This window comes from Collinsella sp. An271 (assembly GCF_002159695.1).
GTDB classification, from domain to species: domain Bacteria; phylum Actinomycetota; class Coriobacteriia; order Coriobacteriales; family Coriobacteriaceae; genus Collinsella; species Collinsella ihumii.
Genome location: NZ_NFJE01000003.1, coordinates 57,405 through 82,893 on the forward strand (window position 1 = coordinate 57,405; position 25,489 = coordinate 82,893).

General features: G+C 63.2%; 26 protein-coding genes. 23 read left to right on the forward strand and 3 right to left on the reverse strand.

Going from position 1 to position 25,489, the window contains the following annotated elements:
• The first annotated feature begins 336 nt into the window (after positions 1 to 336).
• Positions 337 to 924 (forward strand): DedA family protein, encoded by a 588-nt coding sequence (locus B5F74_RS03415; protein ID WP_239283336.1) that lies wholly within the window; start codon positions 337 to 339, stop codon positions 922 to 924.
• Between the two features lie 186 nt (positions 925 to 1,110).
• On the opposite strand, the gene cysE is transcribed toward B5F74_RS03415, so the two are convergent.
• Positions 1,111 to 1,809: a serine O-acetyltransferase gene (gene cysE / locus B5F74_RS03420; RefSeq protein WP_087200039.1), complete on the reverse strand. Its 699-nt coding sequence runs from the start codon at positions 1,807 to 1,809 to the stop codon at positions 1,111 to 1,113.
• Between the two features lie 544 nt (positions 1,810 to 2,353).
• Between cysE and B5F74_RS03425 the strand changes: the two genes are divergently transcribed.
• The 9 genes from B5F74_RS03425 to B5F74_RS03465 all read left to right on the forward strand — a co-directional run bounded on the left by B5F74_RS03425 (position 2,354) and on the right by B5F74_RS03465 (position 11,681).
• Complete coding sequence (locus B5F74_RS03425) at positions 2,354 to 3,397, forward strand: branched-chain amino acid aminotransferase (protein WP_087200041.1); 1,044 nt, start codon at positions 2,354 to 2,356, stop codon at positions 3,395 to 3,397.
• A 225-nt stretch (positions 3,398 to 3,622) separates the two neighbouring features.
• Entirely contained in the window at positions 3,623 to 4,543 is a 921-nt protein-coding gene (locus B5F74_RS03430; RefSeq protein WP_087200043.1) for an ATP-binding cassette domain-containing protein, read from the forward strand.
• 58 nt (positions 4,544 to 4,601) lie between these two features.
• Entirely contained in the window at positions 4,602 to 5,411 is an 810-nt protein-coding gene (locus tag B5F74_RS03435) for an ABC transporter permease (protein ID WP_087200045.1), read from the forward strand.
• Positions 5,412 to 5,655: 244 nt separating this feature from the next.
• Positions 5,656 to 6,567 carry a HAMP domain-containing sensor histidine kinase gene (locus B5F74_RS03440; protein WP_087200047.1) on the forward strand — a complete coding sequence of 304 codons (912 nt, stop codon included), beginning with the start codon at positions 5,656 to 5,658 and terminating at the stop codon, positions 6,565 to 6,567.
• Between the two features lie 59 nt (positions 6,568 to 6,626).
• Complete coding sequence (locus B5F74_RS03445) at positions 6,627 to 7,385, forward strand: response regulator transcription factor (RefSeq protein ID WP_204212422.1); 759 nt, start codon at positions 6,627 to 6,629, stop codon at positions 7,383 to 7,385.
• A 149-nt stretch (positions 7,386 to 7,534) separates the two neighbouring features.
• Positions 7,535 to 9,079 carry an S-layer homology domain-containing protein gene (locus B5F74_RS03450; protein ID WP_087200052.1) on the forward strand — a complete coding sequence of 515 codons (1,545 nt, stop codon included), beginning with the start codon at positions 7,535 to 7,537 and terminating at the stop codon, positions 9,077 to 9,079.
• 137 nt (positions 9,080 to 9,216) lie between these two features.
• A complete protein-coding gene (locus B5F74_RS03455) occupies positions 9,217 to 10,074 on the forward strand; it encodes a transporter substrate-binding domain-containing protein (protein WP_204212424.1) in 858 nt (285 codons plus the stop codon).
• Positions 10,075 to 10,174: 100 nt separating this feature from the next.
• Positions 10,175 to 10,828 (forward strand): amino acid ABC transporter permease, encoded by a 654-nt coding sequence (locus tag B5F74_RS03460; RefSeq protein WP_087200054.1) that lies wholly within the window; start codon positions 10,175 to 10,177, stop codon positions 10,826 to 10,828.
• 106 nt (positions 10,829 to 10,934) lie between these two features.
• Complete coding sequence (locus tag B5F74_RS03465) at positions 10,935 to 11,681, forward strand: amino acid ABC transporter ATP-binding protein (protein WP_066830240.1); 747 nt, start codon at positions 10,935 to 10,937, stop codon at positions 11,679 to 11,681.
• Between the two features lie 118 nt (positions 11,682 to 11,799).
• Here B5F74_RS03465 and B5F74_RS03470 read toward each other — a convergent pair whose 3' ends face one another.
• Complete coding sequence (locus tag B5F74_RS03470) at positions 11,800 to 12,651, reverse strand: MurR/RpiR family transcriptional regulator (protein WP_087200056.1); 852 nt, start codon at positions 12,649 to 12,651, stop codon at positions 11,800 to 11,802.
• A gap of 547 nt (positions 12,652 to 13,198) precedes the next feature.
• On the opposite strand from B5F74_RS03470, the gene B5F74_RS03475 reads away from it, so the two are divergent.
• The 12 genes from B5F74_RS03475 (at position 13,199) to B5F74_RS03530 (ending at position 22,191) form a co-directional block, all read left to right on the forward strand.
• Positions 13,199 to 13,960: a PTS sugar transporter subunit IIC gene (locus B5F74_RS03475; protein ID WP_087200058.1), complete on the forward strand. Its 762-nt coding sequence runs from the start codon at positions 13,199 to 13,201 to the stop codon at positions 13,958 to 13,960.
• A gap of 45 nt (positions 13,961 to 14,005) precedes the next feature.
• A complete protein-coding gene (locus B5F74_RS03480) occupies positions 14,006 to 14,932 on the forward strand; it encodes a PTS system mannose/fructose/sorbose family transporter subunit IID (RefSeq protein WP_087200060.1) in 927 nt (308 codons plus the stop codon).
• Between the two features lie 31 nt (positions 14,933 to 14,963).
• A complete protein-coding gene (locus B5F74_RS03485) occupies positions 14,964 to 15,371 on the forward strand; it encodes a hypothetical protein (protein ID WP_087200062.1) in 408 nt (135 codons plus the stop codon).
• A 78-nt stretch (positions 15,372 to 15,449) separates the two neighbouring features.
• The gene (locus tag B5F74_RS03490) at positions 15,450 to 15,944 is read left to right on the forward strand and encodes a PTS sugar transporter subunit IIB (protein WP_087200064.1); all 495 of its coding nucleotides are present in this window, start codon (positions 15,450 to 15,452) and stop codon (positions 15,942 to 15,944) included.
• Between the two features lie 45 nt (positions 15,945 to 15,989).
• Positions 15,990 to 16,982, forward strand: a complete 993-nt coding sequence (locus tag B5F74_RS03495; protein ID WP_087200066.1) for an NAD(P)-dependent oxidoreductase — start codon at positions 15,990 to 15,992, stop codon at positions 16,980 to 16,982.
• Positions 16,983 to 17,087: 105 nt separating this feature from the next.
• Complete coding sequence (locus tag B5F74_RS03500; protein WP_087200067.1) at positions 17,088 to 17,804, forward strand: HAD family phosphatase; 717 nt, start codon at positions 17,088 to 17,090, stop codon at positions 17,802 to 17,804.
• Positions 17,805 to 17,831: 27 nt separating this feature from the next.
• Positions 17,832 to 18,407, forward strand: coding sequence for a hypothetical protein (locus B5F74_RS03505; protein WP_087200069.1), 576 nt, complete (start codon positions 17,832 to 17,834; stop codon positions 18,405 to 18,407).
• 30 nt (positions 18,408 to 18,437) lie between these two features.
• On the forward strand, positions 18,438 to 18,731 hold the full coding sequence (locus tag B5F74_RS03510; protein WP_087200071.1) for a UxaA family hydrolase: 294 nt from the start codon (positions 18,438 to 18,440) through the stop codon (positions 18,729 to 18,731).
• On the forward strand, positions 18,728 to 19,897 hold the full coding sequence (locus B5F74_RS03515) for a UxaA family hydrolase (RefSeq protein ID WP_087200073.1): 1,170 nt from the start codon (positions 18,728 to 18,730) through the stop codon (positions 19,895 to 19,897). The genes B5F74_RS03510 and B5F74_RS03515 overlap by 4 nt, the downstream gene beginning before the upstream one ends.
• Positions 19,898 to 19,969: 72 nt before the next feature.
• Positions 19,970 to 20,629: a bifunctional 4-hydroxy-2-oxoglutarate aldolase/2-dehydro-3-deoxy-phosphogluconate aldolase gene (eda, locus tag B5F74_RS03520; RefSeq protein WP_187119098.1), complete on the forward strand. Its 660-nt coding sequence runs from the start codon at positions 19,970 to 19,972 to the stop codon at positions 20,627 to 20,629.
• Between the two features lie 91 nt (positions 20,630 to 20,720).
• Positions 20,721 to 21,809: an iron-containing alcohol dehydrogenase family protein gene (locus B5F74_RS03525; RefSeq protein ID WP_087200076.1), complete on the forward strand. Its 1,089-nt coding sequence runs from the start codon at positions 20,721 to 20,723 to the stop codon at positions 21,807 to 21,809.
• A 109-nt stretch (positions 21,810 to 21,918) separates the two neighbouring features.
• Positions 21,919 to 22,191, forward strand: coding sequence for an HPr family phosphocarrier protein (locus B5F74_RS03530; protein ID WP_066829014.1), 273 nt, complete (start codon positions 21,919 to 21,921; stop codon positions 22,189 to 22,191).
• A 212-nt stretch (positions 22,192 to 22,403) separates the two neighbouring features.
• Here B5F74_RS03530 and ilvD read toward each other — a convergent pair whose 3' ends face one another.
• Positions 22,404 to 24,047 (reverse strand): dihydroxy-acid dehydratase, encoded by a 1,644-nt coding sequence (ilvD, locus tag B5F74_RS03535; protein ID WP_087200079.1) that lies wholly within the window; start codon positions 24,045 to 24,047, stop codon positions 22,404 to 22,406.
• Between the two features lie 750 nt (positions 24,048 to 24,797).
• Here ilvD and pyrE point away from each other — a divergent pair.
• Positions 24,798 to 25,481 carry an orotate phosphoribosyltransferase gene (gene pyrE, locus B5F74_RS03540; protein ID WP_087200367.1) on the forward strand — a complete coding sequence of 228 codons (684 nt, stop codon included), beginning with the start codon at positions 24,798 to 24,800 and terminating at the stop codon, positions 25,479 to 25,481.
• Positions 25,482 to 25,489: the final 8 nt, after the last annotated feature.

Below are 25,489 nucleotides of genomic sequence, written 5' to 3' on the forward strand. Positions count from 1 at the left end.
GGCCTAGGCCCCAGACGGGTAACCGAAACGTATACGTTTTCTTACCTTCCAAGACGTTTGTCTGACAGGGTCATGTTGTGCGGCCTCAACCCTGTCATCGCCCCAAGCGCGCCCATCCAGAGTGCGCATACGTCGCGGTTTCCTGTAGTTTATGTCGGCGGTATTTGCTTTTCGGCGGATGGGCCTGCGCTCCATGGGCGCTTTGAGTACCATCAGCCGCGGTCGATGAATATCCAGCCGGGCCGGTGCAACCGGGCTCCCGCGGCACAGCATAACGAGAGAGGCCCCATGCAAGAGGCGTTTTTTTCTTTTATCAGCAGCTTCGGATACCTTGCAGTGTTCGGACTCATCTTCTTGGAGAACATCTTCCCGCCTATTCCGAGTGAGCTGATTCTTCCGCTGTCGGGTTTTCTGGTCATCCAGACGAGCATGGAGCTCCCGCTGGTGATCGTCTCGGCGACGATCGGCTCGGTGGTGGGCGCATTCGTGCTTTACGGTATCGGGCGCCTGCTGTCTCAGGACCGCCTCGAATCGTTCTTCGACACCCGGCCCATGCGCCTGCTCGGCTTCAAGTCCGATGACGTGTCCAAGGCGATCGGCTGGTTCGACCGGCGCGGGCAGATCACGGTGTTGCTGTGCCGCTGCATCCCCGTGGTGCGCAGCCTGATCTCGATTCCGGCGGGCACCGCCAAGATGAACATGGTGCGCTTCTCACTGTACACGCTGCTGGGCTCCGCCGTGTGGAACACCGTTCTGTGCAGCTTGGGCTACGCTGCCGGTGGCGCATGGGAGACCGTGACCGCCCAGGTCGAGGGCTTCTCCGACATCGTCAAGGTCGTGTTGATCGTCATCATCGTTGTCGTGGTGGCGTTCTGGATCGTCAAGCGCGTCATCCCGAACCTGCGCGAGAACAAGAACCAGTAGGGCGGATGCTCCGTTCTGTGCGCCCGGCGCCCCTTGGACCCTGCTTATTCATGAATGAGCGGGGGTCTTTTCAGCATTTGCCCAGGATTCGCTGTTTGACGTTCCTACTTTTTCATGAATGAGCGGGGTGGGGGCCCCTTTGAACCGCGCCCCTCTCTCCGGGCAGACGAGCCGATCAGCGCTTCCCTAGGTAGTGAGCTTGCGGACCAGATCGGTGAGCTCGGCTACCTGCTGCTCGAGCTCGCAGATGCGACGCGCGTTTTCCGCGATGCCCTCGCGGTTCATGATCGACGCCTCCTGAACCGGGTCGGGAAGGCTTTCGCGATGCTTCTTGGCATCGAAGTTCTCCGCCATGACGCGGCAGCCGTTGCGCCGCACCACGCGGCCGGGCACGCCGACCACCGTCGAGTCGGAGGGCACGTCCTTGACGACGACGGAGTTCCCCCCGATGCGCACGTTGTCTCCGATGGTGATGTTGCCGAGCACCTTCGCGCCGCTGCCCACGGTGACGTTGTTGCCGAGGGTGGGATGGCGCTTGCCGTTCTCATTGCCGGTGCCGCCGAGCGTGACCCCCTGGTAGAGCGTGCAGTCGTCGCCCACGATGGTCGTCTCGCCGATCACGACGCCCATGGCGTGGTCGATGAACAGGCGCCGCCCCAGCTGCGCTGCGGGATGAATCTCCACGCCCGTGAAGAAGCGCGTGATCTGCGACAGGATGCGCGCGACGCTGCGCAGGCCGTGGGTCCACAGCCAGTGCTCAGGCGTATGCATCCACTTGGCGTGCAAGCCGGGATACGACAGGAAGATGACCAGCCCGTTTTGCGCGGCGGGATCGTTGTTCTTGACGCTCGCGATATCCTCTTTGATGGTCGTGATGAAGCCCACGGTGGCTCCCCTCTGTTGGCGAATGGGTTAAGTATAGCGAATCGCTAGGAATAAACTGCCAAGCTGAGCGGATTTCATGGCGCGCGGGCTGCGAGCTGTCGCGGAATCGGCGTTTGGGCGCGGCCGTCAAAACGGAAAAGGGACCTTTGGGTACAAAAGTCCCGGGTCGCTGAGTAGAGCCTCTAGATAGCAAAATAAAATATATAGAATTACAACTAAAGTAACGTATTTCTGTGAAGCTACTCGGGCAGTCGGGTTTCATGTACCCAAAAGTCCCTACTTTGTTTTTGGGAACATATAAAAGATGTAGAGATACTAGTAATGTATAAAATATGGCCTATAATGCCGAGATTTCCGGCATAACACCCGCGCACATGCGGTTTTCCGCAGCCTGAGCCTGCCAAAGGCCGCTTTGCGCGCGAATCTTCGGCAGCGACGTTTACAGCTTGGAAACTTTACGCCACACTCCACCGCAGGGGAGTAGAATCGTGCAAATACATTTCGCGCACTGCGTGCAAATAGAAAACCAGTAAAGGAGACCGCCATGGCAGTGGAGAAGAAGGATATCGATTGGGGCAACCTCGGTTTCGCCTATCGTCCCACGGATTACAGCTATGTCTGCAACTACAAGGACGGCGCCTGGGAGGAGGGCGGCCTCACGACCGACCACAGCCTGACGCTCTCCGAGTGCGCGGGCATTTTCCATTACTGCCAGGAGGTCTTTGAGGGCCTGAAGGCCTACACCACCAAGGACGGGAAGATCGTCTGCTTCCGCCCCGACCTCAACGCCTCGCGCATGGCGGACTCCGCGCGCCGCATCGTGATGCCGCCGTTCCCCGAGGACAAGTTCATCGAGGCCGTCAAGATGGTCGTCAAGGCCAACGAGGCCTGGGTACCGCCGTTCGGCTCGGGCGCGACCCTCTACATCCGTCCGTTCATGGTGGCGACCGGCGAGGTCATCGGCGTGAAGCCGGCCGACGAGTACCAGTTCCGCATCCTCGTGACCCCGGTCGGCCCGTACTATTCGGGCGGCGTGAAGCCCGTGGCGGTCAAGGTCCCCGAGTACGACCGCGCCGCACCGCACGGCACCGGCGCCATCAAGGCGGGCCTGAACTACGCCATGTCCCTGTATCCGAGCGTCCAGGCGCACGCCGAGGGATTCGCCGACAACATGTTCCTCGATCCTCAGACCCACACCTACGTCGAGGAGTCCGGTGGCGCCAACTTCCTGTTCGTGGACAAGGACGGCACGCTGGTGGTGCCCCAGTCCGCGACGAACTCCATCCTGCCGTCGATCACCCGCCGCTCGCTGGTCTATGTGGCCGAGAACATGCTGGGCATGAAGGTCGTCGAGCGTCCGGTCGAGTTCGCCGAGGTCCAGGCCGGCGCGTTTGTCGAGTGCGGCATGTGCGGCACCGCGGCCGTCATCAGCCCGGTGGGCAAGGTCGTCAACGGTGACGAGGAGATCGTGTTCGCGAGCGGCGTGGAGGAGGTCGGTCCCGTGATGAAGAAGCTGCGCGAGACGCTGACCAGCATCCAGGACGGCGAGATCGAGGGCCCCGAGGGCTGGGTCGTGGAGATCTGCTAGGGAAACACCGATTGATGCATTCCGTGTTGCCTGCGAGGGGCGTCCGGTGTGTCTGGTCGATTGAGGACCCGCCTGCGCAAACGCGCGGGCGGGTCTTTTTCTCCTGCGGCGCGCCCCGGCGGCAGGGTGGAAAACCTTGCAACTTTCTTGTCGCTTGCCCGGGGGAATCTTGGAGGCTGCTTCGTATCGTGTATGTCAAGATGGGAGCACGATGAAGGGAGCGCCATGTTTGCCATCGAGACAGCCGGTCTTGGTAAGAGCTTTCGGCACAAACGGGTGCTCGACGGCCTTAACGTGCACGTCGGCCAAGGGGAGATTTACGGGTTCATCGGCAAAAACGGCGCGGGCAAGTCGACGACCATGAAGCTGATCGCCGGGCTCATGCCGGCAGATGCCGGCGAGATTCGCGTGCTGGGAGACCTGCTTGTCCCCTGCGAGCCCCATCCCCGCGTCGGCGCGCTCATCGAGCAGCCCGGCATGTACGCCAACCTTTCGGCGCTCGACAACCTCATGGCCAAGGCGCTCGTGCTCGGTCTTGTCGACGCGCGCCGCACATGTGAGGAGCTTCTCGAGGTCGTGGGGCTTGCCGATGCGGGCAACGAGAAGACCAAGCGGTTTTCGCTCGGCATGAGGCAGCGTCTGGGCATCGCGCTCGCCTTGCTGGGAAGTCCCGACGTGCTGCTGCTCGACGAGCCGCTCAACGGCCTCGATCCCGAGATCGCGCGCGACATCCGCAGCCTCATCGTCCGCATGAACCGCGAGCGCGGCGTCACGGTGTTCATCAGCTCGCACGCGCTCGATCAGCTCGAGCGGATCTGCACGGTCTACGGCGTGCTGCGTGACGGCGGCCTTGCGGCCGAATTGACGGCGGACGAGGTCGATCAGGCGTGCGCACGCTGTCTGATCGTGCGCACGGGCGAGGCCCCTCGCGCCCTGGCGGCGCTCACCGAGCGCTTCCCCCGGGCCCATCTGGTCGCGTTGCCGGACGATGAGCTCCGCATCGACGGGGACATCGATGCGGAGGAGGTCGGTCGCGCGCTTGCGGAGGAGGGCATCGCGATCCGCGAGCTGCGGCGCTCCGAGGGCGACCGCGAGGCGTTCTTCGTCGGTCTCATGGGCGGGCACGACGGCCCGGCGTCCGAATGACGACGCGGCGCGATGCCGCTTTATCCATGTGGTTTCACGCGAAAAAGGGGTGATCGGGATGCTCAACATGCTACGCGCGATCCTGTTTCGTCTTCGGAAAAGCGGGGCGCTGATAGCGGCGCCGCTTGCCGCGGTCGCGGTGTTCGCCATCTTTGGCGCCGCGGAGCTCGAGATGGGCTTTTGGAACGGCAGATGGGCGTCGGGCGAGACCTACGACCCCACGTTTTTGGGGCTCGCGGGTCGGGTCGCATTCGGAAGCGCGCCGCTTTTGCCCTGCATGGCCGGCATCTGGTGCGTGCAGCTTTTCACGGACGACATCGCGGGTCTGCCGTCGGGCGCCGCGATGAAAAACGTGGTCGTCAGGCCGCGCGCGCGGCTCCACTACCTTGGCGCGCAGCTGCTCACCATGCTGGCAAGCTGCGTCGTGTCGACCGTGCTGCTGCTCGTCGTGTGCGCTTGGCTACCCGGCGCATGGGGCGTCGAGACGCCTCCGGTGGACGCTGCGTCCGTGGCAGCATGGGCGGCGCTTGCCGCGCTGACGGGCTTCTGCTTCTGCTCGATCACGCTGTGCGCCTGCATGTTCGCGCGAAGCTCGCGCATCGCCTGGGTGCTCGCGTTCGCCATCTGCTACGGTATCGTCGGGAAATTGCTGATGCTTCCGCTCGCGCTCTTCACGATGGGTGGCGGCATTTCTGCAGCGCTGGAGATGAGCTCGATGCTGCCCTCGACGCACGCGTACGTGCTGGGCGAGGGCCTCGGGTACTTCTCCTACCCGGGCGCCATGCTCAGGGTCGTGTTCTACCCGCTGCTCTGGTCGGTGATCGCCGCGCTGGTCGCCTACGCGCGCCTGCGGCGCCGCTCGTTCTAGGGACGGCGGTGCCCGTCTGTTCACCCGCTTGCGGACTCGGTGCCGAGGAGGCCGGCGGTATCCCCGGGGTCCTTCATTCATGAACGAAGGAGACCGTTTACGGCGTTTGCGCAGGATTTTTATATCTAACCCACCTCTTCATTCATGAACGAAGCGACAGAACGAGACGGCAAGACGGGCGAGGTGGGAGCACGGGTGCGGGGAGCGGGGAACGAATCGATCGTCGTTGTAAGGAGGTGGGCTCATGACAGCCGATGTGGGATCGCTGGCGCTGATCGCCGTGCTCGTCGCGGCTCTGCTCATCGCCCTCGTGGTGATGGTCCGCCGGGATCGCGAGCTTGTGCGCATCGCGGAGGAGCTTGACCTGCGGGCGCCGGACAGCAATGCGCGCATCGCGCTCGAGGTGCGCAGCGCGGGGCTCGAGGGGCTCGCGCGCGCTCTCAACAGGGAGCTCGACCGCGAGAGGGACCGTCGCATCGCCGACCGCGCCGCGCAAGCGTCGTTTCAGCAGGACCTCGCCTCGCTGTCGCACGATATCCGCACGCCGCTGGCGGGGGCGCAAGGCTACCTGCAGCTGGCGCAGCGCACGGCGGAGCAGGCCGAGCGCGAGCGCTACACCGAAGCCGCGATCGAGCGCCTGTCTTCCATGCGCACGCTGGTAGACGGGCTGTTCGAGTACGCGAAGGCGGCAGATCCCGCGTTGGCGCTGAACGTGGAGCCCGTGGCGCTTCTGCCGGTCCTGTCCGATGTCCTCGTCTCGTTCTACCCGCAGTTCACCGCGCGCGGATGGGAGCCGTCGATCGTCTGCGAAGACGAGGACGTCCAGGTGCTCGCGGAGACGTCGTCGTTGACGCGCGTGCTGACGAACCTTGTCAACAATGCGCTGCGCTACGGATCGGACGCGCCCTCGATCGAGATCGCGTCGATGGGAGGACGGGTGAGCCTGAGCATCTCCAACCCCGTGGAACAACCGGATGCGATCGATGCCGGGCGTCTGTTCGACCGGTTCTACAAAAGCGATGCCGCGCGGACGGGCGAGGGGAGCGGGCTTGGACTTGCCATCGTCGCGCGCTTGCTGGATGCTATGAGCGGCGAGGCGCACGGCGAGGTCGCGGACGGAAGCCTGACCGTGCGCATCAGCCTGCCTCGCGCCTGATCGCCGAGGCATCCTGGGCGCACGCGTCCGCATGCGCCGGAGCAGTCGTGGAGGATGAGATGAAAGCCCTGGTCATCGAGGACGACGCCGCGCTCAACGAGATCGTCTGCACGTGTCTTGCCGGCGCGGGCCACACCTGCGTGCCCGCGTTCTCAGGCAGCGAGGCGCGCATGCTGCTCGAAGGGCCGTCGTGCCAGACGTTCGACCTGGTCATCACCGACCTCATGCTTCCGGGGTGCCCGGGCGAGGATCTGGTGCCGCTCGTTCGGCAGCGCTTGGGCAACGTGCCGGTGATCGTCATCTCGGCAAAAAGCGCTGTGGACGACCGCATCGCGCTTCTGCGGTGCGGGGCCGATGACTATCTCGTCAAGCCGTTCGATCTCGACGAGCTGCTCGCCCGCATCGATGCGCAGTTCCGCGTGCGGGGGATCGCTGTCGCCGGATCGCCGGGTGCGCCCGCCGCACGCGAGGTCGGGGAGACGGTGCTCACGTTCGGGGCCTGGCGCCTCGATCCCGCGACGCGCCGCTTCTATGCGGCGGATACGCCTGTGCGCCTCACGCGGACCGAGTTCGACCTGCTCGCCCTGCTGATGGCGCATCCCGACCGCGTGTTCACCAAGCGCGATCTGTACCTCGCCACCTGCCACGACGAGCGGCTGCTCGACGACATCGCCGCGGGCTCCGCGCGCGTGAGCTCCTCCGATGAGAAGACCGTCGCCACCCACATGGGCAACCTGCGCGCCAAGCTCAAATCGAGCGGAACCGACGGGTACCTCGAAACGGTATGGGGTATCGGTTTCAAGCTGCGCCGGCCATGATGAAATGATGGGCCTGGCTGCATTATTTCATTGACCCCGTTGATGTGGGGATTGTTCCCGGGAATAATAAAGGTGCCTCTGTTGCGCTCTGACGCAAACGTACCCTAATCACGCTCTCCCCGCCGGGAGCGCACAAGCAAGGAGGAACCATGGAGTCACGGCACCGCGCCGTTGCTGCCGGCCTGACGCTCACGCTTGCGCTGGGCGCCTGGACCATGCCTGCCAGCGCATTTGCGGACACGACGATCCCGCAGGGCGCTTCCGAGACCGCCTCGTCTTCCGGTGGCGACACGGGAAAGGCCGGTCCGCTGCCCGAGCCGGGCGATTACGATCGCGCACTCGATTACGAAGAGGATCCCCAGGAAAGCGGCTCGGTCTCGCTGCTGTCGACCGAGGAGGGCCTTGCGCGCCTGACCCCGCTGACGCTTTCTAGCGAGATGAAGTATTTTGCCGAAAACGAGAGCGGCAGCAACTACGATCAGGGATTCAGCTATGGCGACGGCTATAACGCCATGGGGTTCTACCAATTTGACCGCCGCTACTCGCTGCTTCCGTTCATCAAAGCGTGCTACGAGTACAACCCGACGAAATACGCGATGTTCGCGCCGGTGATCGAGCGGGGCGACGAGCTGACGGGCGGGGCCATCTACGACCGTGAGACCAAGCAGCTCACCGAGATCGGCCAGCTTGCCGAGAACGCCTGGCACGCTGCGTACCGTGCGGATTCGACCGAGTTCTCCGCGCTGCAGGACGCCTATGCCTACCAGGAGTACTACCTGCCGGTGCAGCGGATTCTTAAGAACAACTTCGGCGTCGACATCTCGGGGCGCGCGGATTGCGTCAAAGGCCTGGCCTGGGGCCTGTGCAACCTGTTCGGCTCGGGCGGCTGCCAGCGCTTCTTCAGGCTCGCCAACCTTTCGGACGACATGACCGACCGGGAGTTCGTGAACGCCCTGTGCGACGCCGTGGTCAACAACGTGGACGACTACGCGTACGGCGCGAGCTACAAGGCGCGCTACGAGCGCGAGCGGGCGACCTGCCTGGAATACATCGCCGAGGACGAGGCCCTGTCGGGCGATACGGGCTCCGACGAATCCGACGAGCTGCCGTTTTTCGACGTCGACCGCGCCTGGTACTACGACGACATCGTCTATGTATATAAGAACGGGTACATGAGCGGCCTTGCGGACCCCGTGCTGCGCTTCGCTCCCAACGAGGCCATCGTGCGCCAGGACGTGGCGTGCGTGCTCTACAACATCTTCGGGAACGGGGAAAAGGCCCCTGCCTGCAGTTTTGCCGATGTCGATCAGAGCAAGTACTATGCCGACGCCATCAACTGGGCGGTGTACCACGGCTACATGAACGGCATCGGGGACCCTGCGACCGGCACGTACGTGCGCTTCGGCGTGAACGAGCCCCTGCCGCGCGAGCAGCTTGCAAGCGTTGCCGCGAACATCGCGCGCAAGACGGGCGATTCGCTGGATGCGAGCAAGTACCACAGCATGCTCGATTGGGCGACGACGAGCCCGTGGGCGACGGAAAACGTGATCTGGGCGCTCAACAAGGGCGTCATCGACGGCGTGTCGCTTGTCGAGGGCCGTTACGTGGCGCCGCACAACAATACGACGCGCGCCGAGATGGCCGCCATCGTGAGGCGCTGCATCGAGAAGGGCATTATTCCGACGGCATCGTAGCGCGCGGCAGGTGTCGAAGCCTGTCGCCGCCGAGTCGGCGGAAATAAATCTGACACACGGGAAAATAATCCTTGCCGAGAATACTCCACCATAGTAAAGTGAACAGCGTTGCGAGATATTTAAGGGAAGGTTGCACCATGAAGAGATCCCGTCTGTTCACCATGCTTGCCGCGACCGCGGCGCTCGTGTGCGCGTTCGCGCTCGCCGCGTGCGGCGGCAGCCCTGCTTCCGACGAGCCGGCCGACTCCGGTTCGGCTGCGGCATCGGGCGCCGACAACTCCGCCGACATCACCGAGCTCATCGTCGGCTTCGACCAGGCCTATCCGCCCTACGGCTTCGTGGGCGATGACGGCGAGTTCACCGGCTTCGACCTCGACCTTGCTGCCGAGGTCGCCCAGCGCTGCGGCTGGGAGGTCACCTACGAGCCCATCGACTGGGACGCCAAGGACACGCTGCTTGATTCCGGCGCCATCTCCTGCATCTGGAACGGCTTCACCATGGAGGGCCGCGAGGACGACTACACCTTCTCCGAGCCCTACATGCTCAACGGCCAGGTTGTGGTCGTGAAGGCCGACAGCGGCATCGAGAGCTTCGATGACCTCGCGGGCAAGACGGTCATCACCCAGGTCGACTCCGCCGCGCTCGACGTGCTCGAGGGCGACCAGGCCGACCTTGCCGCGACGTTCGCCTCGCTCGAGCAGATCGGCGAGTACAACACGGCCTTCATGCAGCTCGAGTCCGGCGCCGTCGACGCGGTGGCGTGCGACCTGTCCATCGCCGAGTACCAGATGGCCGCCAACCCCGACGCCTACGCGCAGCTGCCCGACATGCTGTCCGAGGAGCACTACGCCGTCGGCTTCAAGAAGGGTAACCAGCAGCTCGCCGACAAGGTGACCGAGACCCTGCGCGAGATGGACGAGGACGGTACCATCGAGGAGCTGTGCAACAAGTACGCCGAGTACGGCATCAGCTACGATAACTGGGTGCTCGAGTAGCGCAGGACCGTGAAATTTTAGGGGCTGTCCCTAAAATTTCGAATGCGGTGGGAAAACGGGGCTTCCTCGTTTTCCCACCATTTTGCTTGAAGGGATGCAGATGGATATTGCAACCATGGTCGGGATGCTGCTGGAGGGTTTCGGCACGACCATCCAGATCTTCGTGCTCACCTTGGTGGGGTCTATTCCGCTGGCGGTACCCATCGCGCTGGCGCGCATGAGCCGCTTCGCTCCGCTGCGGGCGCTGGCGCGCGTCTACATCTCCGTGCTGCGCGGCACGCCGCTCATGCTGCAGATGTTCGCCATCTACTTCGCCCCGTATTACGTGTTCGGCATCGAGCTGACCACCGATTCCAAATGGCAGGCGTGCATCGTGGCGTTCATCGTCAACTACGCGGCCTATTTCGCCGAGATCTACCGCAGCGGCATCCAATCCATCCCGCGCGGCCAGTACGAGGCGGCCGAGGTGCTGGGGTATTCGCGGATGCAGACGTTCGTGCGCATCGTGCTGCCGCAGGTCGTCAAGCGCATCCTTCCCGCCATGGGCAACGAGATCATCACGCTCGTGAAGGACACGTCGCTTGCGTTCGCGATCGGCGTGGCGGAGATGTTCTCCACGGCCAAGGCGCTGGTGGCCTCGCAGGTGAGCATGGTTCCCTTCGCCATCTCTGCTGCGTTCTACTGGGTGTTCAACTTCCTCGTCGAGATCGTGATCGGGTTCGTCGAGAAGAAGCTGAACTACTACCACGACTAGGAAATCCGTTCCGCTCCGCTTGGCCATGGAAGACGGGTGTGCATGGCAGGGCGGCGCGAGCCGATAGTAGGGAAAGGAGCGTACCGTGGCTGATGCGGTGTTCTCGATGGAGCATGTGAGCAAGGCGTTCGGCGACAACGTCGTGTTGCGCGACATCTCGCTGGCGGTCGAGCCGGGCGAGGTTGTGGCGATCATCGGCCCGTCGGGCGGCGGCAAGTCGACGATGCTGCGCTGCGCGACGACGCTTGAGCAGATCGACGCGGGCACGCTGTCCTATGGCGACCTCGTCGTGGCGTCGACCGACGCGGACGGGCAGGTGAGCTACGTGCGCGGCGACACGATGCGTCGCGCCAAGAGCCGCTTCGGACTGGTCTTCCAGAGCTATAACCTGTTTCCACACATGACGGTGCTGCGCAATATCATGGACGCGCCGATCGTGGTGCAAAAGCGCGACCGCTCCGAGGTGGAGCAGCAGGCGCGCTCCCTGATCGCCAAGATGGGCCTCACCGGCTGCGAGGATAAGGTCCCCTGCCAGCTCTCGGGCGGCCAGCAGCAGCGCGCGAGCATCGCGCGCGCCCTGGCGCTCAACCCCGACATCCTGTTTTTCGACGAGCCGACCAGCGCGCTCGATCCCGAGCTCACCGGAGAGGTGCTCAAGGTCATCAGGCAGCTCGCGGCGGAGGACATCACCATGATCATCGTGACGCACGAGATGGCGTTCGCGCGCGATGTGGCCGACCGCGTCGTCTTCATGGATGGTGGCATGATCGTCGAGGAGGGAGCCCCCGCAGAGGTGTTCGGCAACCCCCGGCAGGAGCGCACGCGCGCATTCTTGGCCCGCTACAGCGGCTAGCAAGCACGCCTAGGGGTCGTTTGGGGACGGGTTCGTTCCAACCCATCTATGATCACGGCGTGCAAACGAAAATGGGTTGGAACGAACCCGTCCCCAACCAACCCATCGGCGCGCTTCGCTAATCGTCCACTTTGGTCAGGTTGATGGCCTCGCGTATCTTGCGCAGCGATTCGGCCGTTCCCTGCACGCGGAACATGAGCGCCGTGTAGAGCGTGTCGATGATGGCGAGCTGCGCAAAACGGCACGAAAGCGACTCGGGGCGGTATCCCGTTTCGTCCGAGGTCGAGACGAAGGTGACGTCGGCATATTCGGAGATGTGCTGCGAGGGGTAGCTCGTGATGAGGATGACGCGCGCGCGGGCCTCGTGGGCGATGCGGGCGATCTCGATCATCTCGCGCGTGGCGCCCGTGTGCGAGATGACGATGGCGCAGTCGTCGGGCGTCAGCTGCGCGGCCTGCATGAGCTGCATGTGCGTGTCGGTGACGAAATGGCAGGGGATGGGCGAGCGCAGGAACTTCTGGTAGGCGTCGAGCGCGATGATGCCCGATTCGCCGCAGCCGTACAGGGAGATGCGCGAGGCGCCCAGCATAAAATCGATCGCTTGCTCCAGGTCGTGCTCGTTGAGCAGCGACAAGGTGTCGTGAAGGGATTTCGCGCTGGAATGGAAGATCTTCTGCGCCACGACGATCGGGGCGTCCTCGGGCGTCACGTTCTCGTGGATGGAGATCTGCGGATCGAACTCCTCGGCGAGCAGATCGGTGCGGAAATCGCGAAAGCCCCGATAGCCGAGCTTTTTGGTGAACTTGAACACCGTGGAGTCGGCCACGCCGAGCTGTGCCGCCATCTCGTTGATGGTCATGCGGGAGGCGAATCGGGGGTCCTCGAGCACGAAGTTCGCGATGCTCTGCTCCTTGGTCGAGAGCGAGGGCATGAGGGACTTGATCTTGAGGAGAACAGTGTTGCGTGCCATTGATGGTCCAGACTGGTCAGCGGTTCATATTGCTATATCAATATGAGCTTATGCCACAAGTGTACTCAAATATTCGTGCGCCCAGAGGGCTCTCGAAGAAAAAAATTATTTTTCAGCCTACATGACAAAAGGTCAACCGGCTGAACGGTGGTAAACGGTCTGTATACGGCAAAAATCACTTTGTCCGTTTTGGAAACGTCACAAGAGCATCACATCAACAGGCAAATGACATAACGGGTCTAGCAATTAAAAAATGGCCTAATACCTGCTAAATTTAAGTCACAAGTAAGAAAAGACCCCGCGCAATGAGCGGGTAGCACAAAACACTTCGTAAAAACGTCTAAATTCGGCAGGCGATAAGGCAAAGACCGTTCGCCAGAAAGAAAAATAATTTCTTCAAGTACAACAGAAAAACACATAGACTTTTGGTCAAGGGGCGAAAAGCCCAAGGTTTGTCTTAACGAGGGGCCTCGTTGGGGCAACGGGGAGGGATGGAGAAGACGCACTCCACCATCTTCCGGAAAAGAGGAGAGAAAGGAAAGGCATTATGACAATTGTGCAAGCATTGCTGATTGCCCTCTTCGTGGCGGCAATCGAATCTCGCGCGCTTGGTTATGCTACCCTCACCATGCGTTTCTCGCCGTTGATGGCGGGCTTCTGGGTCGGTCTGATCCTGGGCGACATGACCCAGGCCATGATCGTCACCGCTACGATCCAGCTCATCTACATGGGCGTCGTCGCCCCCGGCGGTGCCATGCCCTCCGAGCCGGCCGTGGCGTCCGCAATCGCGGTTTCGGTCGCCGTCATCGGTGACCTGAACGCCGAGGCAGCCGTCGCCATCGCCGTGCCTGTCGGCCTCATGGGCAGCTACCTGTACCAGCTCCGCTTCTTCCTGAACACCATCGCCGTGAACAAGATGGACCAGTGCGCCGTGCGCGCCGATTCCCGTGGCCTTGCCATCTGGATCGCCGTCGTGCCGACCATCTTCTCCTTCCTGCTGTTCGTCCCGACGATCACCATCGCTCTGTACCTGGGCGCCCCGGTCATCTCTGACGTCATGAACGCCATCAGCAACGGCCCCGTGCTGCACGCGCTCGACGTCGTCTCCGGCGGTCTCGCCGCCCTCGGTATCGCCATCACCATGCATGTCATCGGCAGCCGCAAGCTGCTCGTGTTCTTCTTCCTGGCGTACTTCCTGGTTGTCATCACCACCCAGGCCGGCCTGAGCATCACCATGATCACCTGGGCCATCTTCGGCGTCATCATCGCCTTCTGCTACAACATGTTCACCGCGAAGGCCGAAGCGTAAATCCGTTCGCGCCCTATAGATATCAGAAAGGAAGGGAACATACTCATGAGCGAAGTCGAGAAGCTTTCCCAGGATTATCACGATTACCTCGATGAGGACGGCATGATCCATGCCGATCCCCGTTTGATGCTCGGCGAGGCCAACAAGCCCGATGAGATCACCAAGGGCGATGTCATGAAGGTTTGGTTCCGCTGGTGGTGGTGCAACGAGGTGCCCCACACCTTCGACCGCATGATTGCCCCTTCGCTGTGCTTCGGCCTCATGCCCGTTTTGAAGAAGCTCTACAAGAACCCGGTGTTTCTGGGCGAGGCCTACCAGCGTCACCTGCAGTTCTTCAACACCCAGGCTGTCTGGGGCGGCGGCATCATCTCCGGTATCACCATGTCGCTTGAGGAGGAGCGCGCCAAGGCGCTCAACGCCGGTGAGGACGCCCTCGATGCCTCGATGATCCAGAATACCAAGATCGGCCTGATGGGCCCGCTGGCTGGCGTCGGCGACTCCATCGACTCCGGTACCGTCCAGTACATCTTCATCTCCCTGTTCCTGGGTCTGGCCCAGGAGGGCAATCCGATGGGCGCCGTGCTGCCGTTCATCTGCTTCGCCACCGCGACGTTCATCTACGGCTACCTGTTCACCCGCATGGGCTACACCATGGGCCGTCGCGCCGCGCTCGAGGTCATGAAGGGCGGCCGCATCAAGTCCATCATCGACGCGCTCGGCGTGCTCGGTCTGTTCATGATGGGCTGCATGGCTGCAAGCTACGTCAAGCTGACCACCCCGATCGCGGCCGACCTGTCCGGTAAGCCGTTCGTCCTTCAGGACACCCTCGACGGCATCCTGCCCGGCATCCTGCCGCTGTGCGCCGTTATGGCCCTGTTCTTCTTCTTCCAGAAGAAGGGCATGAAGGTCACGCAGGCCATGCTCGGCTTCACCGCGATCCTGATCGTCCTCGCGGTCATCGGCATTCTCTAATCGGATTTAGAGCAGTAAGGAGAGCAAGCGCATGAACAAGGTTCTCATCATCACGCACGGCCTGTTTGGCATCGAGCTCAAGAAGAGCGCCGAGATGATCATGGGCGAGCAGGAGAACGTGGACGCCCTGGGGCTCGTTCCCGGCCAGTCCGTCGATGACCTGCGCGAGCAGGCGTTCGCGATCGTCGAGAAGAACGACGAGGCAGGCGCGCACACCATCATCATGTGCGACCTCATGGGCGGCAGCCCCTCCAACGTGGCGCTGGCGTGCGTGGGTAAGGTCGATTGCGACGTCATCCTCGGCGTGAACATGCCGATGCTCATCGAGACCATCCAGCAGCTCGATATGGTCGAGGACGGCCACGAGCTCGCCGGCATCGCCCTGGAGGCCGGCAAGATGGGCGCTCGCCTCATCAACCGTTCCAACCTCAAGGGCTAATCGTCCCAATTGGGGTACATACCTTGTAATGGGGCGTGTACCCCTCCTGTTCATCCACCAGGGATTGGAGAAACCACCATGTCTGAGATTACCCTCGCGCGCATCGACGATCGTCTGGTTCACGGCCAGGTCATGCAGGTCTGGACCAAGGGCAAGGGAACCAACTCTGCCTACGTCATCGATGACGCCACCGCCAACGACGAGTTCATGAAGGAGATCTACGAGTCAACCCAGTCCACCGGCGGCCTCAAGATCAAGGTGTTCTCCGCCCAGGGTCTTGTTGACCAGTGGAACGCCAACCAGTTCGGTGACGACAAGGTCGCCCTGATCTTCAAGTCCCTCGCATACGCCAAGGTCGCTGTCGACGGCGGCGTGCCCATCAAGGAGCTCAACGTCGGCGGCATCGCCATCAAGCCGGGTTCCACCAAGGTCATCGAGTCCGTCGGCCTGACCGATGCCGACGCCGACATCGCCAAGGCCATCGGCGACGCGGGCGTGACGGTCTACTTCCAGAAGATCCCGTCTTCTGAGAACGTCTCCCTTGCCTCCGCTCTCGCCAAGTGCGGCAAGTAGCCCCACCCGTTGTACACCTGCGATTAGATAGGATGCGCGACTTAGATGGATTATCGCATCGCAATCGTTAACTCCTCGTCGTTCGGCAGGCGTTTCCCCGATCAGATGGAGCGCCTCGAGAAGATCGGCACCGTCGAGCGCGTCCGCGTTGCGGGCGATGCCCACGGCGCGGAGCTCGCCGAGGCCCTCAAGGACTTCAACATCATCATCTCCTCGGTGACGCCGTTTTTCGACGCTGAATTCTTCGAGCACAAGACCGACCTGCTGCTGCTTTCCCGCCACGGCATCGGCTACAACAACGTCGATGTGGCGGCCTGCAACGCAACGGGCTGCATCCTGACCACCGTGCCGCCGCTCGTCGAGCGCGACGCCGTGGCCGAGGGCGCCGTCGCCCTGCTGCTCGACTGCATGCGTCATGTGAGCGATTCTCATGTGGCCGCCAACGAGGGCCGTTGGGCGGAGCGCGCCTCCTTTGTGGGCAATGGCGTGTCCGGCAAGACGCTCGGCATCATCGGCTGCGGTAACATCGGCACCCGCGTCGTGGAGATCCTGGCCCGCGGCTATGACCTCAAGGTTCTGGCCTGCGACCCGGTTCAGCGCGACGAGTGGGCGGACGGCCTGCGCGCCCAGGGCGTCGACTTCGAGTACACCGACCTGGATACCGTGGTCTCCAACTGCGACATCCTGACGCTCAACGCCGACCTCAACCCCACGTCGTTCCACATCCTAGACGCCGATGCCCTCTCCAAGATGAAGAAGGGCGTCTACGTGGTGGACAACGCCCGCGCCGACCTCATCGACCAGCCCGCCATGCTGGCCGCGCTCGAGGACGGCACGGTCAAGGGCCTCGCGATGGACGTCATGCACGACGAGCCGCCTCGTCAGGACGATCCGTACTTCAACCATCCCAAGGTTCTCGTATGCCCGCACATCTCCGCGTATACGGAGGAGTGCCTGCGCGGCATGGGCGAGAAGTGCGTCGGCGATGTCGAGCGCTTCGTCGCCGGCGAGGAACCGGTTAACGAGATTCGAGCCTAACGCTCGCGTCCGATTCCAGGCCTGCACCTCTCCGCGCACCCGCAGGAGGGTGCAGGCCTACTTTTTTGTCTATTTCACCTCTTTCGATGCAAAGGAGCCGGGGCTGTGGGTCCGTTTCAGGCAGTACTTTTCGACATGGACGGTCTCATCTTCGATAGCGAGCGCTTGTGCTACAAGGCGTACCTGCGCGCGGCGCGCGCCTTCGGCTTCCAGATGAATCCCGCCCTCTACATGAGTCTTTGCGGCAGGATCGAGCATGAGGTCGTCGCCGGGCTGCGCCACGCCTTCGGCGAGGACAAGGACGTCGCCACATGGCGCGAATATATCAAAAAGCAGAAGACGGCCGTGCGCATGGAGCAAAACGGCCGTGTGGGAAAGAAGAAGGGCCTGCTGGAGCTGTTGAGCTACCTGCAGGAGCGTCAGATCCCCTATGCGCTCGCAAGCTCTTCGGTCCGCCCGTTGATCGACGAGTACATGAAGGCCGAGTACCTCACGCACGCCTTCCCCTACATCATGGACGGCACGCAGGTTGAAAACGGCAAGCCCGACCCCGAGATCTTCCTCAAGGCGGCCGCGCTCATCGACGCCGACCCTGCGCACACGCTCGTGCTCGAGGACAGCCATGCGGGCGTGCTCGCCGCCAACGCCGGCGGCTTCACGTCGGGCTTCGTCTTCGATGACTTGACGAATATGGATTCGGTCACCGAGGGCTACCCGATTCTCGATCAGCCCGAAGGCAACCGCGAGACCATCCGCCGCGACGCGGTGCTCTCGTTCGACAGCCTGGCCGACGTCGTGGGATTCCTTGAAGTCCTGCGCTAAGTATGGAAACAAAGCGAGGTTACCCCTATGGACAAGCTCGTTGTATATAACGACCTGCGCAGGCTGTTCGCCATCAGCCTGTCGTATGTGGTCATCGCCGCGTGCATCCTGTGGCTCGGGTTCACGCAGGGCAGCGGCGCCGTCGTGTGGCCGATCGTCTCGGTGCTGGTGGCGGCGTGCTTTCTGGCCGGCGTGGCGTTCAACGTCCGCAAGATGACCAACCGCAACCCGCTGTTCGAGTACACCCTCGACGGCGTGACGGACATGACCAAGCCCGACGACATCATCTACCTGCCGTGGTCGCAGGTACTCAACGTCAACCTCAAGGCCGCGAGCAACAACGACCTGATGCTCGAGGTCATGGGCTACAAGACCGCCGATCAGTTCGAGACGGTGACGCCCGAGATGAAGCAGCAGATGGAGGCCAACCACTCCGACCGCGTCTACTTCGTGCTGCAGCTGTCCGGCCTGTGGGTTCGTCAGTCGCGCATGAAGGGCGCCTACGAATGGATCTGCGACCATGTGGCCGAGGCGTATCCCGCCATCGCGTTCTCGCGGTTCGAGGATCCGCTGTCCAAGCTTGGCAAGAAATCCGACCAGTAGGCCAATAGGAAAACGGGAGCTCTGTGATCTATGGATAAGCGCGCGCTGCGCATGGCGGCATCGGATGACGTCGCCACGGTTATCGACGCGGTGAGCGCGGGCGAGAAGGTCTGCGTGCGCACCAAGAGCGGCGAGGTCGCCTGCATGCTGACCGCGCGCGAGGACATCCCGCGCTTCCACAAGATCTGCCTTATCGAGCGCGACGCGGGCGACACGGTCACCAAGTACGGCCAGATCATCGGGCGCGTGACGTCGCCGATCGGTCGCGGCTCGTACGTGCATATCCATAACATCGAAAGCATCAAGACGGGGGTGGGCGCATGAGGGGGTACCGAAGACCCGATGGCAGCATCGGCATCCGCAACCATGTGATGGTGCTCTCGACATGCGGCTGCGCCAACATGGTCGCGCGGCGCATCGCCGATGCGGTGCCCGGGGCCGTGGCGGTCGAGAACTCCAAGGGCTGCGGTCAGGTGGGCAGCGGCATCGAGATCATGCGCCGCTGCCTTGTGAACCTCGCGCTCAACCCGAACGTGTTCGGCACGCTTATCGTCGGTCTGGGGTGCGAGTCGACCAAGCCCTACGAGCTTGCCGAGGTCGTGCGCTCGCGCTCGGATAAGCCGCTCGAGGTCATGACGATCCAGGACTGCGGCGGCTCCGCTGCCGCGATCGAGCACGGCGTCGAGTTGGCGCGCGGCCTTACGGAGCGCGCGGCGGGTGCCGAGCGCTGCGAGATGGGCCTGGGCGACCTGGTGCTCGGCACCAACTGCGGAGGCTCCGATGCCACGAGCGGCCTCGCGGCGAATCCCGTGGCGGGCGTGGTGAGCGACGCGGTCGTCGCTGCCGGGGGCACCGTGATGCTCGGCGAGACGACCGAGCTCATCGGCACCGAGGACCTGCTCGCCGCGCGCGCCGCGACCCCGGACGTGGCGGATGATATCTACCGGATCGTCTGCGGGTTGGAGCGCAGCTTTGCCGAGGCGGGCGTCGACGTGCGCGGCGCGAACCCCTCTCCCGGAAACATGGCCGGCGGGCTCTCGACGCTCGAGGAGAAGGCGCTGGGCGGCATCTCCAAGGGCGGGACCTCCCCGATCATAGAGGTCGTCCCTTACGGTGCGCGACCCGGCAGGCGTGGCCTGGTGATCATGGACACGCCGGGCTACGACATCGAGTCGGTGTCGGGCATGACGGCGGGCGGCGCCCAGGCGCTGATCTTCACCACCGGGCGCGGCACGCCGATCGGCAACCCGCTTATACCGGTCATCAAGGTGACGGGCAACGTCGAGTGCGCGGCGCGCATGGCGGACAACATCGACTTCGACGCGTCGGGCGCCGTGGAGGGCGCATCGACGATCGACGAGCTGGGCTCTTCGCTGCTCGAGCTGCTCGAGCGCGTCTGCGACGGCGAGCAGCCCGCAGCGGAGCGCTTCGGGTTCAACGATTTCTCGATCTTCCATAACCAGGAGGTCTGGTGCACCTGCCTGCCGTGAGGCGCGCGGTGCCGCATGCGGCTCCTGTTTGCATAGATGAATCAGGCAGATCGACAAGAGAAGGGAAGCAAGATGTCGACTGAGTACATGAAGCAGAACGGATTCTACGAGCAGGTCGAGAAGACGGGTGTCGTGCCCGTCGTGGTGCTTGAGAAGGTCGAGGACGCCGTTCCCATGGCCAACGCGCTGGTCGCCGGCGGCCTTCCCGCCGCTGAGGTCACCTTCCGCACCGCCGCTGCCGCCGATTGCATCCGCGAGATGGCCGAGAAGTGCCCCGACATCCTGGTCGGTGCCGGCACCGTGGTGAACCTCGACCAGTGCAAGCGCGCGGTCGACGCCGGCGCCAAATTCATCGTGTCCCCCGGCTACGACATGGCCACCGTCGATTGGTGCATCGAGCACGAGGTGAACATCATCCCGGCCGCCGTCACCCCGACCGAGATCATGGCCATGATCAACCGCGGTCTTGACGTGACGAAGTTCTTCCCGGCGAATCTGTACGGCGGCCTGGCTGGTATCAAGGCTCTGGCCAGCGTGTTCGTCGGCCATCGTTTCATGCCCACGGGCGGCGTGAACACCGACAACGTGCGCGACTTCTTGAGCTGCGACGCCATCATCGCCGCCGGCGGCACCTGGATGGTCAAGCCCAACCTGTTCGCTGACGGCGACTTCTCCCGCGTCGAGGCCATCGCCGCCGAGGCCGCCGCTGCCGTGCGCGAGCTGCGCGGCTAATGTGAGTCGGCACCTACGGTGCGGGCGAAGTGCAGGGGTTTCGCCCGCACCGTGTGCATGGAAATTGCCAACTTCGGGGAAAGGAAGCATCATGGCAGTTGAATTGGATACCGCAATCAAGTTCGGCGCCGGTCGCGTTCGCTGCGAGCAGGGTCTGCTCGAGCAGCTCGGCGAGGAGTTCAAGCGCTTTGGCAACAAGATGCTGATCGTCGCCGGCCCGCGCTCCTGGGACGCCGTCAAGGACCGCCTGGTCCCCAGCATGGAGGCCGCCGGCGTCGCCTGGCAGCTCGAGATCTGGACGGGCTGGTGCTGCTACGAGGGCGCCGAGGAGCTCGCCGCCAAGGCCCACGAGGCCGGCTGCGACGAGATCGTGGGTGTCGGCGGCGGCAAGATCACCGACCTGGCAAAGGCGGTGGGCGAGGTGGCACACCTGGGCGCCATCAACGTCCCGACCTCTGCTTCCACCTGCGCACCGTTCACCTGCATGAGCGTCATGTACACCGCTGAGGGCGGCAAGCTGCGCTCTTGGCGCTTCGACCACGAGATCGATGCCGTCTACATGGACCTCGACGTCATCGCCGCCTGCCCGCACCGTTATAACGCCGCGGGCGTCATGGACGCGATGGCCAAGAAGATCGAGATGCTGAACGGCAAGCCCGAGATGCACCTCGAGGATACGCCGATCGACGTCTTCACCGCCTTCAACATGGCTGCCTACGTGTACGACGTGCTCGACAAGATCGCGCTCGACGCCATCGAGGACAACCGTGCCGGCAAGGTCACCAAGAACCTCTCCGACATGGCGTTTTTGAACGTCATCACCACGGGCGTCATCGCCAACACCACCAAGAGCTTCCGTCAGTCCGAGCTCGCGCACGTCATCTACGACGGCGTCCGCACGCACTTCACCCATGAGGCGGCCGACGCCATCCACGGCGAGATCGTCGCCGTGGGCCTGTTCTGCCAGCTCTACTTCAACGGCCTAAAGGACAAAGAGGAGGAGCTGCGCGAGTTCATGCGCAAGATGGACCTGCCGCTGACGCTGGGCGAGCTGGGTATCGAGCCGACCGAGGAGAACCTCAACACCATCGAGGAGTACATCGTGAACTCCCGTCACTACAACAGCGACGACCCGGCTGACCGTCAGCGCCTGCATGAGGCCGTTCGTGAGATGGTGTAGCGCGTGACGTTGCTGTTACGTGGTAGAGTAAGGGGTAGGTTATAGTCCGGGCCGCAGGGGTGTCCGGCGCAGATGAGCTTGCGCTCAATATAGAAAAGGAGAGATTCCCATGTACTCTGAGGAGACCACCATCGTCAACGCGACCGGCCTGCACGCTCGTCCGGCTTCTATGTTCACCAAGACCGCTTCCGGCTTCAAGTCCAACGTCACGGTCAAGAAGGCCGGCGCCGAGGGCGACGGTGTGAACGCCAAGAGCATGCTGGCCCTCATGACCCAGGGCCTCGCCTGCGGCACCACCATCGTCATCACCGCCGACGGCGAGGACGAGCAGGAGGCCGTGAAGGCGCTCGTCGAGCTCATCGAGAGCGGCTGCGGCGAGTAGGCTTTCGCGCCATCGCATGGTTGCGCCCCGATCGGCATCCTCGCCGGTCGGGGCTTTTTGGTGCGCCTCGGGGCAAGCGGCACCATGCAAATCGGGGACGTACCTGTTGCGTGCATGCATGCACGCAACAGGTACGTCCCCGATTTGCACAACCAAAAAAGCCCTGGTTGGCTGAGCCAACCAGGGCTTGAGTCGCCGATTATTGGCAGACGTTACGCGCCGAGCAGGGCGCCGTCCTTGGCGGGGCCGACCTCCTTGAGATAGCGGGCGAGCACCTTGCCCTTGAAGTCGTGGACGACGGGCGTCCAGTCCTTGCGGCGCTCCTCGAGCTCCTCGTCGGAGACGTCGAAGGAGATCGCGTTGTCGGCAAGGTTGATGTGGACCATGTCGCCATCCTGGACCAGGGCGATCGGACCGCCCTCAGCGGCCTCGGGGCACAGGTAGCCGACGGACAGGCCGCCGGACGCGCCGGAGAAGCGGCCGTCGGTGATGACCGCGGAGCCCGGAATGCCCTTCATGATCTCGGTGACGCGGTGCAGCTCCTTCATGCCCGGGCCGCCCTTGGGGCCCTCGTAGCGGATGATGACCGCGGTGCCCGCGGGGATCTTGTGCGCGTTGTAGGCGGCGAAGCACTCCTCCTCGCTGTTGAAGCACATGGCCGGGCCGTCGAAGGTGTGCTGGTCGTCGGGGACCGCGGAGGTCTTGACGAGCGTGCCCTCGGGGGCCAGGTTGCCGTAGAGCACCTGGATGCCGTTGGCGACGGACTCGGGGTCGTCCTGCGTGCGGATGATGGAGCGGTCGATCTCGATGTCGCCTTCGAGGTTCTCGCCCATGGTCTTGCCGTTGATGGTCATGACCGACAGGTCGAGATCCTTCTCGATCGTCTTGAGGACGGCGGGGATGCCGCCGGCCTTGTACAGGTTGATGCAGGAGCGATCGCCGTTGGGCGTGATGTTGGTGACCAGCGGCACGCGGCTCGTGGTCTCGGCGACCTGCGCCCAGGTGACCTCGAGGCCGAGCTCAGCGGCGATGGCGGGTAGGTGCAGCAGGGCGTTCAGGGAGCCGCCGATGGAGGCGAGCAGGGTCACGGCGTTCTGGAACGCGGCCTCGGTCATGATGTCGCTCGGCTTGATGCCCTTGCGGACCAGGTCGACGACGGCGGCGCCGGTGCGACGGGCGAGGAAGCGGCGCATGGCGGTGGGGGCGGGCTGCAGCGCGCCACCCGGGACCATCATGCCCAGGCCCTCGGCCAGGCAGCACATGGTGTTGGCGGTACCCAGGAACGGGCAGATGCCGGGGCCGGTGTAGTACTTGAGCGTGCCCTCGATGACGTCGAGCTCGGTGGCCTCGCCGCGCAGGAAGGACGCGCGCAGGGCCTTGGAGTCGCTCGGCTTGATCTCATCCCAGCAGGGGCCTGCGGAGACGAGGGCTGCGGGCAGGTTGATGCGGCCGGCGGCCATGAGCATGGCGGGGACGATCTTGTCGCAGCTGGCCATGTACACGACGCCGTCGAAGACGTTCAGGCCGAGGATCTGGGCCTCGCAGGAGTCAGCGATGATCTCGCGGTGCGGAAGGCTGTAGTGCATACCGGCGTGGCCCTGGGCGATACCGTCGCAGATGGCGATGGTGTTGAACTCGATGGGCTCGCCGCCCGCCTCGAGGATGCCCTTCTTGACCTCGGATGCGAGCTGGCGCAGGGGCTCGTGGCCGGGGCACATCTCGTTCCAGCTGTTGGCGATCGCGATCAGCGGCTTGTCGGGGTTCTCCAGAGAATCGATGGCGACACCGGTGGAGGCGAGATGCGCCTTGGTGATCGCCCTCTGGAAGGGCTCGAGCTTGTCGATTGCGCGTGTCACGGTATCTCTCCTTTCCTTGTGGCTCCCCTCTTCGGAGCCGTACCGCCATTGCTGACGATGTGTTAAAAGGATGCGCACCACGGGGTGCGTACTACCACTATAGTGGCGTAACAACACGGCGATTTGCAAGCATTTTTCGCTAGCCGTAGAAAATTTTTTTCCAGAAGGAAAACAGCTGTTAAAGGCAGGTGAGATTGGACTTTACACGACGCTTACGGGAGCGTGTTGGCACCCTGCGGTGCGAAATAATTTTTTCCTGCTCGGGCACGCGGGCAACTTTGTTCGACACGCCCGCCGCCGCCGGTTGGGCACAAGCCTATGGGCACGCCTGGAAGTGCGCAGAGTGTATATTCCCATCACAAAACTGCATAAAAATCCGTTTTAGTTAAAACCTATAAAGAAAGTAGGCTGAGTTTGGTGCGATTTTTGAGGCACATCTCTCCACCACCGCTACACCCCTCAGCATTTCCACAGGAAACAACTGGGCAAATGCCGAGGGGTGCGGCGCATGTGGGCAGAAGGCACCGAAAAATCGCACCAAACTCGATATACACGTTTTTCAGGAGATGGGTTGCCTGTGGGTTGATTGGGGACGGGTTCGTTTCAACCCATCGCGGCAGCGCGAGAGCGGCGGGCCGGTACCCGAGGCGAGGAGCCCATACATCGCGCACGGTTGCGGCGGCGCTGGTATGATGGGGCATGAAGTTCATGTCCGCCGTCGCGCGGCGTCAGATGTCCGGGAGGATTGCCATGGAGGCCTACAAGCAAGAGTTCATCGAGTTTATGGTGGAGTCCGACGTGCTCAAGTTCGGTGAGTTCACGTTGAAGAGCGGCCGCCAGTCTCCGTTTTTCATGAACGCGGGCGCCTATGTGACCGGTGAGCAGCTCAAGCGCCTCGGCGAGTACTACGCGCGCGCCATCCACGACAACTTCGGCCTCGATTTCGATGTCGTCTTCGGGCCGGCCTACAAGGGCATCCCGCTGTCGGTAGTCACCTCGATCGCGCTGCACGAGCTGTACGGCAAGGAGGTCAAGTACTGCTCCGACCGCAAGGAGGTCAAGGACCACGGCGCGGACAAGGGCGGCATGCTCGGCTACGAGCTCAAGGATGGCGACCGCGTCATCATGGTCGAGGACGTCACCACGTCCGGCAAGTCCATCGACGAAACCTATCCCAAGCTCAAGGCCGCGGCCGATGTCGAGGTCAAGGGCCTGATCGTGAGCCTGAATCGCATGGAGGTCGGCAAGGGCGGCGTGCACACCGCGCAGCGCGAGATCCAGGAGAAGTACGGGTTCCCCGTGGCGAGTATCGTGTCCATGGCCGAGGTCGTCGAGCACCTCTACAACCGCGAGGTCGCGGGCCGCGTGGTGATCGACGATACCCTCAAGCAGGCCATCGACGCCTATTACGAGCAGTACGGCGCCAAGGAGTAGCGCAGACG

What these genes read in the sequence shown, in the direction of transcription:
- B5F74_RS03425 (WP_087200041.1), top strand. Translation starts at nt 2,354, where the DNA reads ATGGCAGTGGAGAAGAAGGATATCGATTGGGGCAACCTCGGTTTCGCC.
- B5F74_RS03430 (WP_087200043.1), top strand. Translation starts at nt 3,623, where the DNA reads ATGTTTGCCATCGAGACAGCCGGTCTTGGTAAGAGCTTTCGGCACAAA.
- B5F74_RS03435 (WP_087200045.1), top strand. Translation starts at nt 4,602, where the DNA reads ATGCTCAACATGCTACGCGCGATCCTGTTTCGTCTTCGGAAAAGCGGG.
- B5F74_RS03440 (WP_087200047.1), top strand. Translation starts at nt 5,656, where the DNA reads ATGACAGCCGATGTGGGATCGCTGGCGCTGATCGCCGTGCTCGTCGCG.
- B5F74_RS03445 (WP_204212422.1), top strand. Translation starts at nt 6,627, where the DNA reads ATGAAAGCCCTGGTCATCGAGGACGACGCCGCGCTCAACGAGATCGTC.
- B5F74_RS03450 (WP_087200052.1), top strand. Translation starts at nt 7,535, where the DNA reads ATGGAGTCACGGCACCGCGCCGTTGCTGCCGGCCTGACGCTCACGCTT.
- B5F74_RS03455 (WP_204212424.1), top strand. Translation starts at nt 9,217, where the DNA reads ATGAAGAGATCCCGTCTGTTCACCATGCTTGCCGCGACCGCGGCGCTC.
- B5F74_RS03460 (WP_087200054.1), top strand. Translation starts at nt 10,175, where the DNA reads ATGGATATTGCAACCATGGTCGGGATGCTGCTGGAGGGTTTCGGCACG.
- B5F74_RS03465 (WP_066830240.1), top strand. Translation starts at nt 10,935, where the DNA reads ATGGAGCATGTGAGCAAGGCGTTCGGCGACAACGTCGTGTTGCGCGAC.
- B5F74_RS03470 (WP_087200056.1), bottom strand. Translation starts at nt 12,651, where the DNA reads ATGGCACGCAACACTGTTCTCCTCAAGATCAAGTCCCTCATGCCCTCG.
- B5F74_RS03475 (WP_087200058.1), top strand. Translation starts at nt 13,199, where the DNA reads ATGACAATTGTGCAAGCATTGCTGATTGCCCTCTTCGTGGCGGCAATC.
- B5F74_RS03480 (WP_087200060.1), top strand. Translation starts at nt 14,006, where the DNA reads ATGAGCGAAGTCGAGAAGCTTTCCCAGGATTATCACGATTACCTCGAT.
- B5F74_RS03485 (WP_087200062.1), top strand. Translation starts at nt 14,964, where the DNA reads ATGAACAAGGTTCTCATCATCACGCACGGCCTGTTTGGCATCGAGCTC.
- B5F74_RS03490 (WP_087200064.1), top strand. Translation starts at nt 15,450, where the DNA reads ATGTCTGAGATTACCCTCGCGCGCATCGACGATCGTCTGGTTCACGGC.
- B5F74_RS03495 (WP_087200066.1), top strand. Translation starts at nt 15,990, where the DNA reads ATGGATTATCGCATCGCAATCGTTAACTCCTCGTCGTTCGGCAGGCGT.
- B5F74_RS03505 (WP_087200069.1), top strand. Translation starts at nt 17,832, where the DNA reads ATGGACAAGCTCGTTGTATATAACGACCTGCGCAGGCTGTTCGCCATC.
- B5F74_RS03510 (WP_087200071.1), top strand. Translation starts at nt 18,438, where the DNA reads ATGGATAAGCGCGCGCTGCGCATGGCGGCATCGGATGACGTCGCCACG.
- B5F74_RS03515 (WP_087200073.1), top strand. Translation starts at nt 18,728, where the DNA reads ATGAGGGGGTACCGAAGACCCGATGGCAGCATCGGCATCCGCAACCAT.
- eda (WP_187119098.1), top strand. Translation starts at nt 19,970, where the DNA reads ATGTCGACTGAGTACATGAAGCAGAACGGATTCTACGAGCAGGTCGAG.
- B5F74_RS03525 (WP_087200076.1), top strand. Translation starts at nt 20,721, where the DNA reads ATGGCAGTTGAATTGGATACCGCAATCAAGTTCGGCGCCGGTCGCGTT.
- B5F74_RS03530 (WP_066829014.1), top strand. Translation starts at nt 21,919, where the DNA reads ATGTACTCTGAGGAGACCACCATCGTCAACGCGACCGGCCTGCACGCT.
- pyrE (WP_087200367.1), top strand. Translation starts at nt 24,798, where the DNA reads ATGGAGGCCTACAAGCAAGAGTTCATCGAGTTTATGGTGGAGTCCGAC.